The sequence below is a fragment of the Actinoallomurus sp. NPDC052274 genome (assembly GCF_040679475.1).
Classification (GTDB): Bacteria; Actinomycetota; Actinomycetes; order Streptosporangiales; family Streptosporangiaceae; genus Actinoallomurus; species Actinoallomurus liliacearum.
The window spans coordinates 181,743-198,775 of the sequence record NZ_JBFAUT010000001.1; the positions used below are offsets into that span (position 1 = coordinate 181,743).

Annotated in this window: 18 protein-coding genes; 9 read left to right on the forward strand and 9 right to left on the reverse strand. The window is 71.9% G+C overall.

What is annotated here, in order from left to right; translation table 11 throughout:
• Window positions 1-47: 47 nt before the first annotated feature.
• Entirely contained in the window at window positions 48-1,214 is a 1,167-nt protein-coding gene (locus tag AB0K82_RS00935) for an Lrp/AsnC family transcriptional regulator (RefSeq protein WP_364391148.1), read from the forward strand.
• Here the strand turns inward: AB0K82_RS00935 and AB0K82_RS00940 are convergent.
• Both AB0K82_RS00940 and AB0K82_RS00945 read right to left on the reverse strand, forming a co-directional pair.
• Entirely contained in the window at window positions 1,101-1,757 is a 657-nt protein-coding gene (locus AB0K82_RS00940) for a hypothetical protein (RefSeq protein WP_364391150.1), read from the reverse strand. The genes AB0K82_RS00935 and AB0K82_RS00940 overlap by 114 nt on opposite strands.
• Before the next feature lie 19 nt (window positions 1,758-1,776).
• Complete coding sequence (locus tag AB0K82_RS00945; protein WP_364391498.1) at window positions 1,777-2,652, reverse strand: LysR family transcriptional regulator; 876 nt, start codon at window positions 2,650-2,652, stop codon at window positions 1,777-1,779.
• 109 nt (window positions 2,653-2,761) lie between these two features.
• Here AB0K82_RS00945 and AB0K82_RS00950 point away from each other — a divergent pair, with 109 nt between their 5' ends.
• The 6 genes from AB0K82_RS00950 to AB0K82_RS00975 all read left to right on the forward strand — a co-directional run bounded on the left by AB0K82_RS00950 (window position 2,762) and on the right by AB0K82_RS00975 (window position 8,694).
• Window positions 2,762-4,330, forward strand: coding sequence for an amidohydrolase (locus AB0K82_RS00950; protein ID WP_364391152.1), 1,569 nt, complete (start codon window positions 2,762-2,764; stop codon window positions 4,328-4,330).
• A 13-nt stretch (window positions 4,331-4,343) separates the two neighbouring features.
• Window positions 4,344-5,285, forward strand: coding sequence for an ABC transporter substrate-binding protein (locus AB0K82_RS00955; protein WP_364391154.1), 942 nt, complete (start codon window positions 4,344-4,346; stop codon window positions 5,283-5,285).
• A gap of 2 nt (window positions 5,286-5,287) precedes the next feature.
• Entirely contained in the window at window positions 5,288-6,196 is a 909-nt protein-coding gene (locus tag AB0K82_RS00960) for an amino acid ABC transporter permease (protein WP_364391156.1), read from the forward strand.
• A gap of 29 nt (window positions 6,197-6,225) precedes the next feature.
• Window positions 6,226-6,978, forward strand: a complete 753-nt coding sequence (locus AB0K82_RS00965) for an amino acid ABC transporter ATP-binding protein (protein WP_364391500.1) — start codon at window positions 6,226-6,228, stop codon at window positions 6,976-6,978.
• A gap of 252 nt (window positions 6,979-7,230) precedes the next feature.
• The gene (locus AB0K82_RS00970) at window positions 7,231-7,662 is read left to right on the forward strand and encodes an alkaline phosphatase family protein (RefSeq protein ID WP_364391158.1); all 432 of its coding nucleotides are present in this window, start codon (window positions 7,231-7,233) and stop codon (window positions 7,660-7,662) included.
• Between the two features lie 75 nt (window positions 7,663-7,737).
• Window positions 7,738-8,694, forward strand: a complete 957-nt coding sequence (locus AB0K82_RS00975; RefSeq protein ID WP_364391160.1) for a LysR family transcriptional regulator — start codon at window positions 7,738-7,740, stop codon at window positions 8,692-8,694.
• A 21-nt stretch (window positions 8,695-8,715) separates the two neighbouring features.
• Here the strand turns inward: AB0K82_RS00975 and AB0K82_RS00980 are convergent, their stop codons facing one another.
• The 7 genes from AB0K82_RS00980 to AB0K82_RS01010 are packed head-to-tail and all read right to left on the reverse strand — an operon-like array spanning window position 8,716 to window position 15,063.
• Entirely contained in the window at window positions 8,716-9,093 is a 378-nt protein-coding gene (locus tag AB0K82_RS00980) for a hypothetical protein (protein WP_364391162.1), read from the reverse strand.
• 47 nt (window positions 9,094-9,140) lie between these two features.
• Entirely contained in the window at window positions 9,141-10,082 is a 942-nt protein-coding gene (locus AB0K82_RS00985; RefSeq protein ID WP_364391164.1) for a 1-phosphofructokinase family hexose kinase, read from the reverse strand.
• Window positions 10,079-10,882, reverse strand: a complete 804-nt coding sequence (locus AB0K82_RS00990; protein WP_364391166.1) for a DeoR/GlpR family DNA-binding transcription regulator — start codon at window positions 10,880-10,882, stop codon at window positions 10,079-10,081. The genes AB0K82_RS00985 and AB0K82_RS00990 overlap by 4 nt, the downstream gene beginning before the upstream one ends.
• Window positions 10,883-10,917: 35 nt before the next feature.
• Window positions 10,918-11,901: an ABC transporter substrate-binding protein gene (locus AB0K82_RS00995; RefSeq protein WP_364391168.1), complete on the reverse strand. Its 984-nt coding sequence runs from the start codon at window positions 11,899-11,901 to the stop codon at window positions 10,918-10,920.
• A 17-nt stretch (window positions 11,902-11,918) separates the two neighbouring features.
• Window positions 11,919-12,950 carry an ABC transporter permease gene (locus AB0K82_RS01000; protein WP_364391170.1) on the reverse strand — a complete coding sequence of 344 codons (1,032 nt, stop codon included), beginning with the start codon at window positions 12,948-12,950 and terminating at the stop codon, window positions 11,919-11,921.
• Window positions 12,947-13,711: an ATP-binding cassette domain-containing protein gene (locus AB0K82_RS01005; RefSeq protein WP_364391172.1), complete on the reverse strand. Its 765-nt coding sequence runs from the start codon at window positions 13,709-13,711 to the stop codon at window positions 12,947-12,949. The genes AB0K82_RS01000 and AB0K82_RS01005 overlap by 4 nt, the downstream gene beginning before the upstream one ends.
• Window positions 13,708-15,063, reverse strand: a complete 1,356-nt coding sequence (locus AB0K82_RS01010) for an FGGY family carbohydrate kinase (protein ID WP_364391174.1) — start codon at window positions 15,061-15,063, stop codon at window positions 13,708-13,710. The genes AB0K82_RS01005 and AB0K82_RS01010 overlap by 4 nt, the downstream gene beginning before the upstream one ends.
• A 97-nt stretch (window positions 15,064-15,160) precedes the next feature.
• Between AB0K82_RS01010 and AB0K82_RS01015 the strand changes: the two genes are divergently transcribed.
• Together AB0K82_RS01015 and AB0K82_RS01020 are read left to right on the forward strand one after the other, a co-directional pair.
• Window positions 15,161-15,997: a class II fructose-bisphosphate aldolase gene (locus AB0K82_RS01015; protein ID WP_364391176.1), complete on the forward strand. Its 837-nt coding sequence runs from the start codon at window positions 15,161-15,163 to the stop codon at window positions 15,995-15,997.
• A 61-nt stretch (window positions 15,998-16,058) separates the two neighbouring features.
• The gene (locus tag AB0K82_RS01020) at window positions 16,059-16,751 is read left to right on the forward strand and encodes a DUF6000 family protein (RefSeq protein ID WP_364391179.1); all 693 of its coding nucleotides are present in this window, start codon (window positions 16,059-16,061) and stop codon (window positions 16,749-16,751) included.
• The last annotated feature ends 282 nt before the right edge of the window (window positions 16,752-17,033 follow it).

Consider the following 17,033-nt stretch of genomic DNA (forward strand, 5'->3'; position numbering starts at 1 on the left):
GTGAGCGCGGCACTCGGACGCAGGAATACGACATCGCGGGGCTGAACATGCAGGATTCCGGCTTCGCGTCACCGCGGCTGCTGGCGGAGACCGACCTCGAGCTCATCGACGCGCTCCAGATCGACCCGCGCGCGAGCTGGGTCGACGTCGGGGCGGCGATCGGCGCGGACCCGGTGACGGCGGCGCGGCGCTGGCAGCGGCTGAACGACGCGGGGGAGGCGTGGACCACCGTCGCCCTGGGACGGCGCCAGATGAACGCGATGAGCATGGCGTTCCTGGAGATCGACTGCGCGGCCGGAGCGGCGGTGGAGGTCGCGCACACGCTCGCGACGGTGGAGCACCTGATCACCGTTCAGCACCTTGCCGCCGGTCCCGACCTGTTCGTGATCGCCGTCGCCGCGTCGATGCCGGCGCTGGCGGACTACCTGCTCACGGACCTGCCGCGGGTGCCCGGCGTGGCGAAGGTGCGCGCCCACGTCGCCACGCGCGTCTTCGAGGCGTCGCGCCGCTGGCGGCTGCGCGTGCTGTCGCCCCGATCCGTGCGCGCGCTGGCCGGACGCCCCGGACGCCCCGGACCGCCGGCGGCCGGCGGTCCGATGGACGAGACCGACCGGCTCCTGTTCAGGGCCCTGCTCGCGGACGGCCGCGCGGGTCACACCGAGCTCGCGAGAGCCGTCGGCAGGTCCGAGCGCACGGTACGGCGCAGGATGTCACGCCTGGTCGCGGCCGGTGACATCGACTTCCGCTGCGACCTGGCGCGTTCGCACGCGGGCTGGCACTCCTCGGCGGTGCTGTGGTTGCGGATGCCGGACGGACTGCTGGAGGAGACGGGGCGGGCGCTGCTCGACTGGCCGGAGACGCGGACCTGCGCGGCGCTCGCCGGATCCCGCAACATGCTCCTCACCGTCGGCCTGCACACGGTCTCCGACCTGCACCCGCTGGTGGTGCGTCTGGAGGAGCGGTTCCCGTACGTGCGCGTCGACGACCGGCAGCTCGTCCTGCGGCAGTCGAAACTGTACGGGCGGCTCCTCGACCCCACCGGCCGCGCCGTCGGCGTCGTCCCGGTGGACCCGTGGAGCCTGTCGTCGCATGCGCGGGGTTCAGCGTGGCGCGGGAATCGTGCCGCCACGGCCCTCCCGGCACAGGCCGACCCGCAGCACGTCGGACTCGCTGCGGCCGACGATCTGCAGGTCGCCGACGGCCAGGGCGGGTAGGCCGAGCGCGGAAACGACGGAGGTGATCCGGCCCACCTCGCCGCGGACGGCGGCCTCGTCGCACCCGACCCGCGGCGCGGGGCCGCCGAGCGTCGGCGCCACCACGACGTCGATGCCGGACATCGCCGCGGCGAACCTCTCCCGGACGGCCGAGAGCTCCGCGACGGCCCGGCGGGGGTCCCGATGGCCGATCCCGGCGGCGTCGTCCAGCTTCCGCCGCACGCCGGTGCTGTAGCTCGCGGCGTTCGCCGGGTACGTGCCCTCGTGGGTGCGCCGGGCCTGCGCGCCGACGATCGTCCAGTACGCGGGGAGGACCTCGTACGGCAGGGCGATCTCCCGGACCTCGGCGCCCAGGTCGGCGAACTCACCGGCCTGCGCGCACCCGTCGGCGACGCCGACGACCAGCCCCGACAGCGAGCGCGGCGGCTCGACGGCCGTACCGGACAGGACCCCCACCCGCGCGCCTCGTGTTCCACGTTCAAGGACCTCCTGACGCCCGCGCCGGCCCGGCCCGCCGGTGTCCCGAGCGGCCGGCATCGTCACCGGGCGAAGGATCGTACGGTCACACCGCCAGCGCGTCCAGCAGGAACCGCAGGCGGGGGGTCTCGCGTTCGGGGCGGACGAGGGTGAAGATGCTGCGGCTGGTGTTCAGCCACGGCACGTCGGCGACCACGACGTCCGGACCGTGCCCGCGCAGCGCGAGGTCGGGGACGAACGCCGCGCCCATCCCCGCCTCGATCATGGCGATCGTGATCTTGAAGTCGTCGGAGTGGCCGGCCACCCTGGGGTGCAGGTTCCAGCGGGCGAACACGCCGTCGAAGAAGGTGGCGTCGCTGCTGCCCGGGTGGTGCGTGATCCACGGCAGGTCGGCGAGCTGCTCGACCCGGTAGGGCGACAGGTCGGGCCAGCAGCGGGGGAGGACGAGCTTGTAGCGGTCCTCGGCGTTCCAGCGCCGGTCCAGCGCCGACGGCCACGACAGGCCGACGTTGCCCACCTGGTAGACGATCGCCGCGTCCATCTCGCCACCGGCGCCGAGGTGCGGGATGAGCTGGGAGGACTCGGCGACCGAGACCCTGATGCCGGCGCGTTCCGCGGGCTCCATCCGCCGCAGGACGCCGGTCAGCACGTCGATGAGGCTGGGGAAGACGCCCAGATGGATCTGCCGCTCGCTGTTGCGGTGCACGGCCTGGACGGTCGCGACCATGCGCTCAAGGTCGATGAGCACGATCTCGGCCTGCCTGGCCAGCACCCGGGCGGCGCTGGTGGGCAGCACGCTGTGGGCGGAGCGGTCGAACAGCTTCACGCCCATCTTCCGCTCCAGCGCGGCCATCTGCTGGGAGACGGCCGAGGAGGTGTACCCGAGCCGGTTGGCCGCGGCGGCGAAGGAGCCGAGCTGAACGACCTCACGGAGCGTGCGCAGGTGTTCGGGTTTAAGGATAAGAACTCCTTGTGCTCACGGTTGCTAAATGTCGTCTTTCTAGCGCTTTCGCCTTCTTTTCGCCACTCCTACAGTGATGGCCACTGTCACTCGAGCCTGTGAGCGTCACATGAGCATTCGCGTGTACCGCAACGCCGCCATCCATACCGGAGCCAGCGGCGATCCGCCGGCCGAGGCCATGGCCGTGGACGGCGAGCGGCTGCTGGCCGTCGGCACGGAGATGGAGGTGCGCGCGGCCGCGGGTCCGAAAGCGGAGCTGATCGACCTGGAGGGCGCCGCGGTGCTCCCCGGCCTGTACGACGCCCACATCCACACCGCCCAGTACGCCCAGAGCCTGGACTCGGTCGACCTGCGCGACGTGCGCTCCCTCGACGACGCGCTGGCGAAGGTGGCCGCCCACGCGGCGCGGCTGCGACCGGGCGCCTGGCTGTTCGGCGGCCGATGGAACAGCAACACCTGGGACCCGCCGGCGCAGCCGGACCGGTACGCGCTCGACTCGGTCTGCCCCGAGTTGCCGGTCGCGCTGCCCAGCGTGGACGGCCACACGGTGTGGGCCAACTCCGCGGCCCTGCGGCTCGTCGGCATCGACGCCGACACCCCCGACCCGGTCGGCGGCGAGATCGTCCGGGACGCGAACGGGGAGCCGACCGGCATCCTGCGCGAGTCGGCGTCCTACCCGCTGCGCGACCGCATGGTCTCCGCCGACCTGCGCGACCAGCTTCGCGCCGCGCAGGAGGAACTGCTCGCGCTCGGCCTGACCAGCGTGCACGACATCGACGGCGAGGACTGCCGGGCCGCCTACCTGGACCTGCACACGGCCGGCGAGCTGAAGCTGCGCGTGCACAAGGCGATCCCGATGGTCCACCTGGAGGCGGCCATCGCCGAGGGCCGCCGTACCGGGCAGGGCGACGACTGGTTCCGCACCGGACCCGTGAAGATCTTCAGCGACGGGGCGCTGGGCTCGCACACCTGCCACATGAGCGAGTCCTTCGCCGGCGAGCAGGGCAACGTCGGCATCGCCGTCACGCCGTACGACGACCTGGTCACGCTGTTCGCCCGGGCCGCGGGCGCCGGCATCGCGGTGGCCACGCACGCCATCGGCGACCAGGCCAACCACCTGGTCATCGACGCGTACGAGGCGATCGGCCGCACGGCGGGGCTGCGGCACCGCATCGAGCACGCCCAGCACCTGCGGCCCGGTGACCTGCCCAGGATGGCCCGGCTCGGCGTCGTCGCGTCGATGCAGCCCGTGCACTGCACGAGCGACATCGACCTGGTCGACTCCCTGCTGGCCGGCCAGGAACTGGCCTCGTACGCCTGGCGCGGGATGCTGAACGCCGGCGTCGCGCTGGCCTTCGGCTCCGACGCTCCCGTCGAGCACCCCAATCCGTTCGCCGCGCTGTACGCCGCGGTGACCCGTACCCGCCCCGACGGCGACCCCGCCGGTGGCTGGCAGCCCGAGCAACGGCTGAGCATGGCCGAGGCCATCACCGCCCACACCCTGGGCGCGGCCTACGCCGCGGGCGAGGAGGACCACAAGGGTGTCCTCGCGCCGGGCAGGCTCGCCGACTTCATCGCGGTGGACACCGACCCCTACCGGGAGCCGGCGGACGCGGTGCTGCGCACCAAGGTCCTGACCACCGTCGTCGGCGGCGACGTCCGCTGGCGGCGAATCTGAAGGAGCGCCCCCGTTGCACACCCGAATCCTCACCACGCTCGCCGCCGGTGTTCTGCTGGCGGCCACGGCGGCCTGCGGCGCCAAGTCCCTGGACTCCGGCGCGTCCGACCGGGCGTCCGTCGTCCTGGACAAGGCTCCCACCGAGGAGAAGGCGGCCGACGTCATCAACGCCATCACCCCGGACAAGGACCTGGCGGCCAAGGCGCCGGCGAGCCTGAGGTCCGGCGGGCTGAAGGTCGTCTCGTCCATCGGCTACCCGCCGATGGAGCTGTTCGCCAGTGACGGCAAGACGCCGATCGGCTTCGACCCCGCCCTCGCCAGGGCCATCGCCAGGAAACTCGGCGTCAAGGTGACCATCACCGACGAGGAGTTCAACTCCCAGATCCCCGGCGTGCTCTCCGGCCGCTACGACTTCGTCATCTCCTCGATGTCCGACACACCGGAACGCGAGGGTCAGATCACCTTCGTCGACTACGTACGGGCCGGCGCCGGGCTGGTGATCAAGAAGGGGAACCCGGCCGGCATCGCCGGGCCGAAGGACCTGTGCGGCAAGACGGTGTCCGTCGTGGACAACGGATCGTCGATGAACCTGGCCGAGCGGTACGCCGCCGACTGCAAGAAGGCCGGCTCCGCCGCGATCGACATCCTGAAGTTCCCCGGCGACCAGGAGGCCCTGCTCCAGGTCAGCGGCGGGCGCGCGCAGGCCAGCGTCACCGACTACGTGGTGGCCGCCAGCAAGGCCGCCGATCCCAAGCTCGCGGTCGACGCGGTCGCGCTCGACGGCACCGAGAGCCCCTGGGGCATCGGGATCAGGCCGGACAACAAGCAGCTCATCGAGTCCGTCAAGGGCGCGCTGGACTCGCTCATCCGCGGCGGTGAGTACGGCAGGCTGCTCAAGGCGTGGAACCTGGACCGGCTGGCCGTCCGGTCCGCCGTGGTCAACGGCGGTAAGTGACGATGCGCACCGAACCGATCGCCGACCCGTCGGGCACGCTCGTCCCCGTCGCGCGGACCTGGCACTGGGGCCGCTGGCTGGCCGCGGCCGTCGCGCTCGCGGTGGCCGGCTGGCTGGTCTACCTGGTCGTGGACAACCCACGCCTGCACTGGGACAAGGTCGCCGAATACCTCTTCAACGACCGGATCCTCGCCGGGATCTGGGTCACCATCGAGATCTCCCTGCTGGCGACGGCCCTCGGGCTCGTGCTGGGCGTGGTGATCGCGATCGCGCGGCTGTCGCACAACCCGGTGCTGAGCTGGATGGCCACGTTCTACATCTGGTTCTTCCGCGGCACGCCCGTGCTCGTGCAGCTCATCTTCTGGTACAACCTGGCCTTCCTGTTCCCCGAACTGGTGCTCAAGATCCCGTTCACCATGATCGGTCTCAAGTGGGACACCAACCAGGTGATGACCGGCTTCACCGCGGCCATGCTGGGCCTCGGGCTGAACCTTGCGGCCTACTTCGCCGAGACCGTGCGCGCCGGCATCCAGGCCGTCGACCACGGCCAGACGGAGGCGGCGTACGCGCTCGGCATGACCCCGGCCAAGCGGATGCGGGTCATCGTGCTGCCGCAGGCGCTGCGCATCATCATCCCGCCGACCGGCAACGAGTTCATCTCCATGCTGAAGACCACCTCGCTCGTCTACGTGGTCGCCGGGCACGACCTGATGACCAATGCCAGCCAGATCTACAAGGCGAACAATCTGATCATGGAGCTGCTGATCGTGGCGAGCCTGTGGTACATGCTCATGACCGCCGTGGCGACGTTCCTGCAGGGCAGGCTGGAGCGCCGATTCGGGTCCGAGGCCGTGCGGCTGGTGCGCGCCGGCGGCCTGGCCGCCCGGATCCTGCCGAAGGCGGCCGCGTGAACCCCGTCGTGGAGGCCTCGGGCGTCCGGATGAGCTACGGCGACGTGCAGGTTCTCAACGGCGTGGACTTCAGCGTGGCCGCCGGCGAGGTGAGCTGCGTCATCGGCCCGTCGGGCTCGGGCAAGTCCACGTTCCTGCGGTGCCTTAACGGCCTGGAGCCGGTGCTCGGCGGCAGCCTGCGGGTGCTCGGCGAGGAGGTCGGGTACGGCCTGCGCGACGGCAGGTACCACCCCTGGACGCCCAAGGAGTTCGCCGCCTTCCGCAGGAACATCGGCATGGTGTTCCAGCGCTTCAACCTGTTCGCCCACCAGAGCGCGCTGGAGAACGTCGCCTGCGGCCCCGTCCACGTGCTGGGCACTCCGGCGGACCGGGCACGGGTGCTGGCGATGGACCATCTGGACCGGGTGGGCCTGGCCGACCACGCGCACAAGCGGCCGCATCAGCTCTCCGGCGGCCAGCAGCAGCGGGTGGCGATCGCCCGGGCGCTGGCGATGAACCCGGCGCTGATGCTGTTCGACGAGCCGACCTCCGCGCTGGACCCGGAACTGGTCGACGAGGTCCTGGAGGTCATGAAGAGGCTGGCCGCCGACGGGATGACGATGGTCGTGGTGACCCACGAGATCGCCTTCGCCAGGGAGGTCGGCGACCGGCTGTCCTTCTTCGCCGACGGCGTGGTCGTCGAGCGGGGCCGCCCCGGCGAGATCCTGGCCGACCCCGGCCACGCCCGGACCAGGGCGTTCCTGTCCAGCGTGCTCGGCTCGAGGGCGCACCAGGAGCCCTGAGGGGCCGTACGGCGGCCGCCGGTCGAAGTGCCTCGTCCTGACGCAGCCCTTAACGCAAGGTTCGGACATACTTCACCAGACGCCACTATTCAGCCACGTCTCCGGCATTCACCCTCTGGCGGGGCACCGCCCCAGGGCCCCACACCCGACCCCTCCGGAGGTCCCAGTGATGCCACGCGCCGGAAGAAGACCGGCCCGCCGTACCCTCGCCGCCCTCGCGTCCGCGCTCGGCCTCGGGCCGCCGCGGCCGGGGTGTGGGCCGGGACCGGCGGCACCGCGAACGCCGCGGGCAGCGTCCCGACTCCCGACCACACCGTGGTCGTGATGCTGGAGAACCACGCCTATAGCCAGATCATCGGCAGTTCCAGCGCGCCGTACATCAACTCCCTCAAGACCGGCGGCGCCGTCCTCACCGCCTCCTACGCCCTCACCCACCCCAGTCAGCCCAACTACTTCGCCATCTTCTCCGGCTCGACGCAGGGCATCACGGACGACAGCTGCTACACCCCTGGGTTCAGCTCCGCCCCGAACCTCGCGTCCGAGCTGGCGGCCGCGGGCAAGTCCTGGGCCAGCTACAACGAGTCGCTGCCGAGCCAGGGCTCGACCACGTGCAGCAGTGGCGACCACGCCCGCAAGCACAACCCGTGGTTCGGGTTCGCATACCGGACTTTTCGTCGCGCGTGACCTCGCGCGGGCATGTCGCCGGATCCGGTGTGACTGGGGTTAAGTCAGCAACCCCATGTCGCATACTCCTCCGTTATGGAACTCGATATCCGGCATCTTCGGATGATCTGCGCGATCGCGGAGACAGGCAGCCTCACCCGGGCCGCCGCCCGGATGGGACTGTCGCAGCCCGCCATGACGAATCAGCTCCATCGGATCGAAGAACTCCTCGGCGGGGAACTCTTCGTCCGGACGCGCAGCGGGACGGAGCCGACCCCGCTGGGACGTCAGGTCATCTCCCGTGCCCGCATCGTCCTGTCAGAGATGGACACTCTGTTCGGTGACCTGCCCGGTCTCGCCGGACAGGTGCGGAGCATCCGGCTCGGCTCGGTCCACGTGGCCTGCGTCGCCAGCCTCATCGGCCGGGTCGCGGAGGAGCTTCCCGAGGCCGAGACGTCTCTGCGCATCGAGCCGTCGGCCGCGCTGCTGACCGACGCGCTCACCCGCGGCGACCTGGACGCGGCGCTCGTCGGCGTCATCGAGGGTTACGGCGTCCCGATGGCGGCGCCGATCGCGAGCCGCACGCTGGTGCCCCGATATCCGATCTTCGTCGCCTTGTCGGCCGCCCACATGCTCGCCGATCGTGTGGAGATCGAGTTGGCCGATCTCAAGGACGAGTGCTGGATCAGCCCTCCGGGCGCCGACGACGGCTCGCTCGCGGCGCTGCGCTCGACCTGCCGGGCGGCGGGCTTCGAACCCAACGTGCGGTACGACGCGCCGAGCGGTGAAGCCCAGCCGCTGGTCGCGCCGGGGTACGGGGTGCGGTTGGTGGACCCGACCTGGCCGGCTCAGCCGGGCACCGTCGTCCGCCCGCTGGCCGGCGATCCGCAGGTCGGGCGGCTGATGGTGGCCTGGCGCCGCGACCGGCTGAGCGACGGCACCGCCGCCGCGCTCTATCGGGGCGTGGCCCGGGCCTACACGGACCATGTGACCGACAATCCGGTCTTTCAGCGCTGGTGGGAGGCCCACCCGGCGATCCATCCGCTGATCTGACACCGGCGGGACGGCGCCGGCTCAGGGGAGGTCGGCGGGGAGGAGCAGGCCGAGGTCGTGGGCCGGCACGGGGTCTCCGGAACGTTCGCGGGCGGCGATCCGGCGGGCCTGTGCGGTGCGCGTCGCCTCCAGCAGCTCGCGGACCTCACGGCCGTGGCCGCGCGCGAAGGTCCCGGCGTCGGCCTCCAGGTGCGCGCAGTTCTCCGTACAGGCGGGCGACGGTGGTCTTGCCGGTGCCGGGGGACCGGAGAAGACCAGATGCCCGGCGAACGGCTCGCTGGACAGACCCTCCTGCCGGCGCCGCCGCTCGGTGGCCAGCAGGTCGAACATGTCGTGGATGCGCTGCTTCACCTGGGTGAGGCCGACCATGCCGTCCATGCGTTCGAGCAGCGCGGCCACCCGGGCGTCGTCCCGGCCGTCTCAGCGCCGCAGACCGACAGGACTCGCTACGAGTCGCGCAGGCGGCGGCCGACGTCGACGTGGTCGTGCAGGGTGACCTCGGCGGCGGTGTCGGTGCCGTCCGCGCGCAGCACGGTGCCCGGCTGCCGCACGGCGGCGGCCGACCAGCCGAGCGCCGAGCGCAGCGCCTCCGGCCCGCGCCCGCCCGCGGCGAGGAAGCCGGCGAGCAGGGCGTCGCCCGCGCCGACGGTGCTGCGGGTCTCCGCGACGTACGCCTCGCCGTGCACGGCCTCGCCGCCTTCGACGAGCACCGCACCGTCCGGGCCGAGGCTGGCGAGGACGGACTTCGCGCCCCGGTCCTGCAGGACACGGGCCGCGGCGAGGGCGTCGCCCAGGGTCTCGACCGGACGGCCGGCCGCCTCGGCGAGCTCGGCCGCGTTCGGCTTGATCAGGTCGGGGCCGGCCGCCAGGACGGCCGTCAGCGACGGCCCGGAGCTGTCCACGGCGATGCGCGCGGAGGTGCCGCGCGCGGCGGCCACCATGTCGGCGTAGAAATCCGCGGGCGTGCCGACCGGCAGGCTGCCGCAGCCGACGATCCACTCGGCCTCCTCACCGATCGCGGCGACCGCGTCGATGAGGGCCTTGAGCTCGGCCTCCGACAGCTCCGGACCGGGCTCGTTCACCTTGGTGACCGTGCCGTCGGGCTCCAGGACGCTGACGTTGCTGCGGATCTCGCCGTCGATCGGGACGGGGACGTAGTCCAGGTCCGCCGCGCGCAGCATCGCCTCCAGTCGCGCGCCCTCGGCGCCGCCGATGGGCAGGACGGCCCGGGTGGCGTAGCCGTGGCCGCGCAGGGCGAGGGACACGTTGACGCCCTTGCCGCTGGGCTCGCTCCAACTGCTCGTGGCCCGCAGGACGTCCCCGTGGGTCATGCGCTCCACGGTGAGGGTCCGGTCCACGCTCGGATTCGGCGTGACGGTCACGATCATGCCCGTATCACTTTCACTCCCCCGTCCTCGAGCCTGCGGACGTCGGCGTCCGGCATGCCGGTGTCGGTGATCAGAAGGTCGATCTCGGCCAGATCCCCGTACTTGAACAGGCTGATCCGGCCGAGCTTGCTGTGGTCGGTGAGCAGGACGCGTCGGCGGGCGGCCTTGAGCATGAGCCGCTTCACGGTCGCCTCCGACTCGTCCGGGGTGCGCAGGCCGTCCTCCGCGGTGAAGCCGTTGGTGCCGAGGAAGGCCACGTCCACGCGGATCTCCGAGAGGGCGCGGACGGCCCAGTTGTCGACCTCGGCGAACGTGCGGCTGCGGATCCGGCCGCCGAGCGTGTGCACGGTCAGCCGGGGCCGCGTCGTCAGTGTCATCGCGATGGTCAGGGTGTTGGTGAACACCGCGAGGTCGCGGTCGGCGGGCATGACCTCGGCGAGGCAGGACGTGGTGGACCCCGCGTCGATCAGCACGGACCCCTCCGCGGGGACCTCGGCGAGGGCGGCCCGGCCGATTCGGCGCTTCTCGTCGGTGTACTCGGTGCGCGCCCCGACGGCCGGCTCGAACGACAGGTCCTCCACGGCGACCGCGCCGCCGTGCACGCGGTGCAGCAGCCCCTGCCGTTCGAGCTCGGTGAGGTCCTTGCGGATCGTCTCGGTCGACACGGCGAGGCGGTCGGCCATGTCCGTGACGTCGATGCGTCCCGTGTCGCGCAGCGTCCGCAGCAGGAGCTGGCGGCGCTGCGCGGCGTACGGAGGGCGTCCGGCCCGTCGGGCGGAGTCACCAGTCGGTGCCACCACGGTCCCTTCTCTTCGAGGCGGGCCGAGGCCCGCGGCTAGCAGGTGGTCTTGTAGACGGCCTGCCGTCCTGTGTCGGTCGACAAGTCATCCTTGGTGATCGTCGTGGTCGTTGTCCCGATTTCAGCCGTCGGCTTCTTGCCGGTGAGGGACGCGACGAGCTGGTCGACCGCCTGGGTGCCGATCTGGTACGGCTGCTGGGCCACGAGTGCCTGCACGTCCCCGCGCTGCAGCTGCTGCACCTGGACGGGGCCGGCGTCGAAGCCGACGACCTTGACCTTGCTCTGCTTGCCGGCGTTGCGCAGGCCGGTGGCCGCGCCCTCGGCGGCGAACTGGTTGGTGGCGAACACGCCGGTCAGGTCGGGGTGGGCGGCCAGCGTGGCGGAGATGATCGACGCGGCCTTGGCCGGGCTGTTGTCGTTGATCTGCGCGCCGAGGTACTGGATGCCGGAGTACTTCTTGATCTCCTGCTCGAACCCGTGCTGCCGGTCGTCGGAGGTCGAGGCGCCCGCCTTGAAAGCGATGACCAGCACCTTGCCCTTCTGCCCGATCAGCTTGGCCAGGGCGTCCGCGGCCGCCGCGCCGCCCGCCTTGTTGTCGGTCGACACCCCGGTGACGGCGAGGCCGCTCTGCGCGAGGGTGGTGTCCACCAGGCCGACCGTGATCCCGGCCTGCTTGGCCCGCAGCAGCGGCGGCACCATCGCCTTGGCGTCGGTCGGGGCGATCAGCAGCCCGGCCGGCTTCTTGGCGATGACCCCGTTGACGATCGGGGTCTGCAGCGACGCGTCGAACTGCTGCGGCGCCTGCATGTCGACCTTCATGCCGTTCTTGGCGGCCTCCGCCTGGATGCCGCACTGCATCGTGATGTAGAAGCTGTCTCCGGAGACGCCCGGCACGAAGGAGATGGTCTTCCCCTTCACGCTTCCGCCGGTCGTACCGGATCCGGAGCCTCCGCCGCTGCTGCAGGCGGCCAGGCCGACTGCCAGCGCCGCGGCCGCTCCGAGCACACCGATGGTCCGCATTGATTCCTCCTGTAGGACTAAGGCCGTTCCCGGGCGGCCCGGCGCATCTGGTCGAGGTAGACGGCGGCGATCAGAACGACTCCGACCGCGACCTGCTGCCAGAACGCCTGGACGCCGAGTACGACGAAGCCGTTCTGCAGCACGGTGGGGATGAAGACGCCGATGACGGTGCCGATCATGAGTCCGCGGCCGCCGAAGAGGCTGGTGCCGCCGATCACGACCGCCGCGATGGTGGACAGGTTGTCGGTGGCATGGCCACCGAGGGTCGTCGTGGCGAACCGCGCCAGCGACAGGTAACCGGCCAGGCCGGCGAGCAGCCCGGCGACGGCGTACACCTTGATGAGGTGACGGGCGGAGTCGACGCCCGTACGCCGCAGCGCCTCCTTGTTGGACCCGGCCGCGTACGTGTAACGCCCGAACCGGGTCTGCGACAGGATGACGCCGCCGATGACGGCCACGACGAGCGCGATCACCACGAGCCAGGGCACCCCGGCGACGGTGCCGGAGCCGACGCTCATGACCAGGTTGAACGGCACGTCGCGCACGTCGACGCCGTTCGTGATGAGCAGCGCGACGCCCTGGGAGGCGCCCATCGTGCCGAGGGTGACGATCAGCGCGGGGATCCGCGCCTTCGCCACGAGGAAGCCGTTGACCAGGCCCCACGCCAGCCCGGCCACCAGCGCGGCGAGCAGGCCGACCAGCAGGACGCCGACGGACTGCCCGCCGAGCCCGTGCATGACCTTGGCGGAGATGACGCCGGCGAACACCAGCACGCCGCTGACCGACAGGTCGATGCCGGCGGTGAGGATGACGTACGTCGCGCCGACCGCCAGGACGAGCAGGACGGCGGCGTCGGAGGCGATGTTGACGATGTTCCCCGAGGTCGGGAACGCGTGCGGGCGCAGGACCGAGAAGACCACGCACAGCAGCACCAGCGCGCCGAAGATCCGGGTCGTCTCGCCGCGGCGCAGGCGGTCCGCGACGGTCCGCCAGGAACGGTCGGCGGCCGGCGGCCGCGAGTCCGCGGCCTTGGTCTGGGCGGTCGTCATGCGGCACGCTCCTCTGCGGTTCCGCTGGTCATCGCGGCGACGAGGTCTTCGACGGTGGCGTCGGCCGCGTTGAACCGGGCCACCCGGGCGCCGAGCCGCAGCACCTCCACCCGGTCCGCGACCTCGAGCACCTGGGGCATGTTGTGGCTGATCAGCACGACCGCGATCCCCGCGTCGCGGACCCGGCGGATCAGCTCGAGCACCTGCTGGGTCTGCACGACCCCGAGCGCGGCGGTCGGCTCGTCCATGAAGATCACGCGGCGGGCCCACATCGCGGCCCGCGCCACGGCGACGCTCTGGCGCTGGCCGCCGGACAGGGCGGCGACGGGCGCGGCGGCGTCCTTCAGATGTACGCCGAGGCGCTCCATCTCCCCAGTGGTGTCGCGGGCCATCGCGCGCTTGTCGAGGAAGCCGAGGCGGCCGAGCAGCCCGCGCCGGAACACCTCGCGGCCCAGGAAGAGGTTGGCCGCCGGGTCCAGGTCCGAGGCGAGGGCCAGGTCCTGGTACACGGTCTCGATGCCGAGGTCGCGGGCGGCGTGCGGGCTGTCGAGCCGTACGGGGTCGCCCTCGACGAGGATCTGCCCGGCGTTCGGCTGGTCCGCACCCGACAGGATCTTCACCAGCGTGCTCTTGCCGGCTCCGTTGTCGCCGATGAGGGCGACGATCTCGCCGCGGTACACCGTGAAGTCGGCTCCGCGCAGGGCCTGGACCTGCCCGAAGCTCCTTTCGATGCCGCGGGCCTCCAGCAGTGGTTCGGTCATTCGTTCCTCCCTGGGATGGCGGGGCACAGTCCCGCCGCCTGCCCGGCGAGCAGGGCCGCGCCGCGGGCGCCCGCCTGTCCGGCCGTGCTCCGGCGTGCGTTGCCGAAGGCGCGGCGGTGCAGCTCGACCATCGCCTCGCTGTTCGACCAGCCCCCGGTCATCACCACTTCGCGGTGTGCACCGGCGGCGCCGGTCACGATCTTCTGTAGGGCCGCCGCCCCCGACGTGGCCTCGTCGAGCGCCGCCCGCCAGACGGCGGCCGGGGTCGCGTTCCGCCCCGCGCCGCTGACCGTCGCGGTGCCGTCCCCGGCGAGCCGTACGCGCAGCGGGCCGGGGTCGGTCCGCAGCGCCGCCCGGTCGAGTTCCGGCAGGTCGTCGCGGTCCCGGCCGAGCAGCCGCAGCACGTGCTGGAGCAGCAGCCCGCCGCGCGTCGCGCCGAGCACCGACAGCCGGTCCGGTAGGACGTGCCGGCCCACGGTCACCCCGTGGCGCGTCAACTCGACCACCGCCGCCTCGGCGAGCGGCACGGGCACCGTACGGACCAGGGCCTCGGCGGTCCCGCACGAGTCGAGGACGTCGCCGTCGCCGGTGGCCTCCGCGCCCACCGCCGCGGCCAGGTGGTCGTGGCCGGCGAGGGTGAGCACGGCCCCCGCGAGGCGGTCACCGGCGCGGTCGGCGGCGACCCGCCCCAGCGAGGTTCCGCCCGCCACGGTCGGCGGGAGCAGCGCCGGGTCCATCCCGGACCACTCCAGCGTCGGCTCCCACCAGTTCCCCTCGCGCAGGTGGAACCAGCCCGTACGGGAGGCGAGGGAGAACTCCGACGCGGGTTCGCCGCCCAGGGCGTACACCACCCACTCGGCGACGTGCAGCCGGCGGACGGCCCGATCGAGGCCGCCGTGGTCGCGCAGCCAGCGGTGCTTGGTCAGCGACCACTGGGTGCCGAGCGGTAGCCCGGTCGCGGCGGCGAAGGTCTCCGCGCCGAGGTCCGCGTCCAGCCGGGCGGCCTGCTCGCTGTCCCGGCTGTCGTGCCAGGCGATGAGCGGGGCCACCGGCCGGTCGTCCCCGTCGAGGTACACCCCCGCCTCGGCCATGCTCGCCACGCCCAGCGCGGCGACCCGACCCTCGGGGGCCGACGTCAGCGCGTCATTCAGCGCGGCCTGCACGGCGGCGAGCACGCGCGCGGGGTCGGTCTCGGTGCCGTTCGGGGTGCTGCTCCAGGTCAGAGCGGCACTCCCGTGGGCGACCTCCCGTCCATCGGCCGTACAGACGGCCGCCTTGACGGAGCTGGTCCCCACGTCGACACCTACGAGCAGGTCAGGCACGAGAGAACACCACCGGGGCTTGAGTTTCATCCTGGTTAATTGGGGGTTACATGGTTATAGTTGGGATTCGTTGGGATCGTCAAGAGCGGACATCAAGGGACATTCCGCCCAGGGAGGGTGCTCGCCCGTGTCACTGAGCCGTACCGGCGACCTGGTCGCCGCCGCACGCGAGGCCGGCGAAGGCGTCGGCGCCTTCAACGTCATCACCGTCGAGCACGCCGAGGGCATCGTGGCCGGCGCCGAGCTCGCCGGCGCCCCGGCCATCCTGCAGATCAGCCAGAACGCGGTCCGCCACCATCTGGGCCGCGTCGAGCCGCTCGCGGCCGCCTGCGCGCTGATCGCGGAGGCGGCGCGCGTACCGATCGCCCTCCACCTCGACCACGTCGACGACCTCGGCCTGCTGCACCGGGCCGCCGACGCGGGCTTCAGCTCGGTGATGTACGACGCCTCGCACCTGGAGTACGCGGACAACCTCACCGCGACCCGGTCGGCGGCGGACTGGGCGCACGAGCACGGCCTCTGGCTCGAGGCGGAGCTCGGCGAGGTCGGCGGCAAGGACGGCGTGCACTCGCCGACCGCGCGCACCGATCCGGGGGAGGCGGTCGCCTACGTGGCCGACACGGGAGTGGACGCCCTCGCGGTCGCGGTGGGCAGCTCGCACGCCATGACCACCAAGAGCGCGAGCCTCGACATCGGGCTCGTGGCGAAGCTGCGCGCCGCCGTCCCGGTGCCGCTGGTCCTGCACGGCTCCAGCGGCGTCCTGGAGGAGGACCTGCGCCGGGCCGTCGCCGCCGGCCTCACCAAGATCAACGTCGGCACTCAGCTCAACGTCGCCTTCACCGCCGCCGTGCGCCGGAGCCTGACCGATGAGACGCTGACCGACCCGCGCAAGTACCTCCGCCCCGCCCGCGAGGCGGTGACCGAGACGATCGCGCAGATCATCCGCACCCTCACCACCCGCTGACCGCTCACACGGACGGCGCCGAACGCACCTCCTGCCGAGCCCCGGCCCGCGATGATGGGGTGTGAGTACGAGCCCGGACCATGACCCGGAAACCGTTCAGGCGCTTCAACGCCACGTCTTCGGGACCGGCGAATCGCCGGTCCCCGACCTGGCGCCGGAGAACGCGAAAGCGATCCGGCGGTACGTTGTTCGGAAACCCTGGAAGCCGCGCTATCTCAAGCTCCTGGGCGGGCTGTCCGGTCTCGACCACCGGTTCGAGAAGGCCCTCGTCAGGGACGCCCGTAAGATCAGCGATGAAGACCTGGACCGGCTCCTGTCGTGCGGGTGGCGCCCCCGTCTCGTCGCCGCCTGGCTGATCGGGATCGACCGTCGTGTCCGCTACCGCCAACGCCTCGGCGACCTGCTATTGGACAGCGAGGCTCCCTACGCGGGCCAGGGCTACTGCTTCGCCCTCGCCCGCTTCGCACAGGACGAGGACGCCGAGATCCTCGTCTCCTACCTGGACCGTTACCTGCCCCGACGAGAGTGCTACTACGACCAGGACTGGGCCATCGGTGCGCTGCTGTATCTCGACGACCGGCTCGGCACCCGCCACGCCGACCGATTCCTCGACACGGGCTTGTGGCGGTCCTCGGCGTTCGCGGACGTCGACCCGGCCGACTGCCGGAACCTGATCACCGGTCTCTGCGCGACGGTCGGCGAACTGGCCGATCCTCGCCCCCAGGGCAGGGGAGGGCGAGGCGCCGGCGCTTAGCCGTGCCATCGGCGTGGGCGTTCCGATCGCGTACCGGGGAATGCCCGACCGCGGAGCTATCGCCTCCATGCCGAGGCATCGGTCGGCCACCCGCTGGTGAACTCGGCGTGCTGACCGATGATCTAACAGGTGAATACCTCATTGGTGGATGGTCGCTTTCGGCTAGTGATCCCTGGAAACGCATGAGGCTGTGTGGAACGATGATCACCATTATGGCCAAGTGAATTGGGGGCCGGGCCGATGACGACCACGCATGTGTCCGATGACGCCAGGGACGCCGGT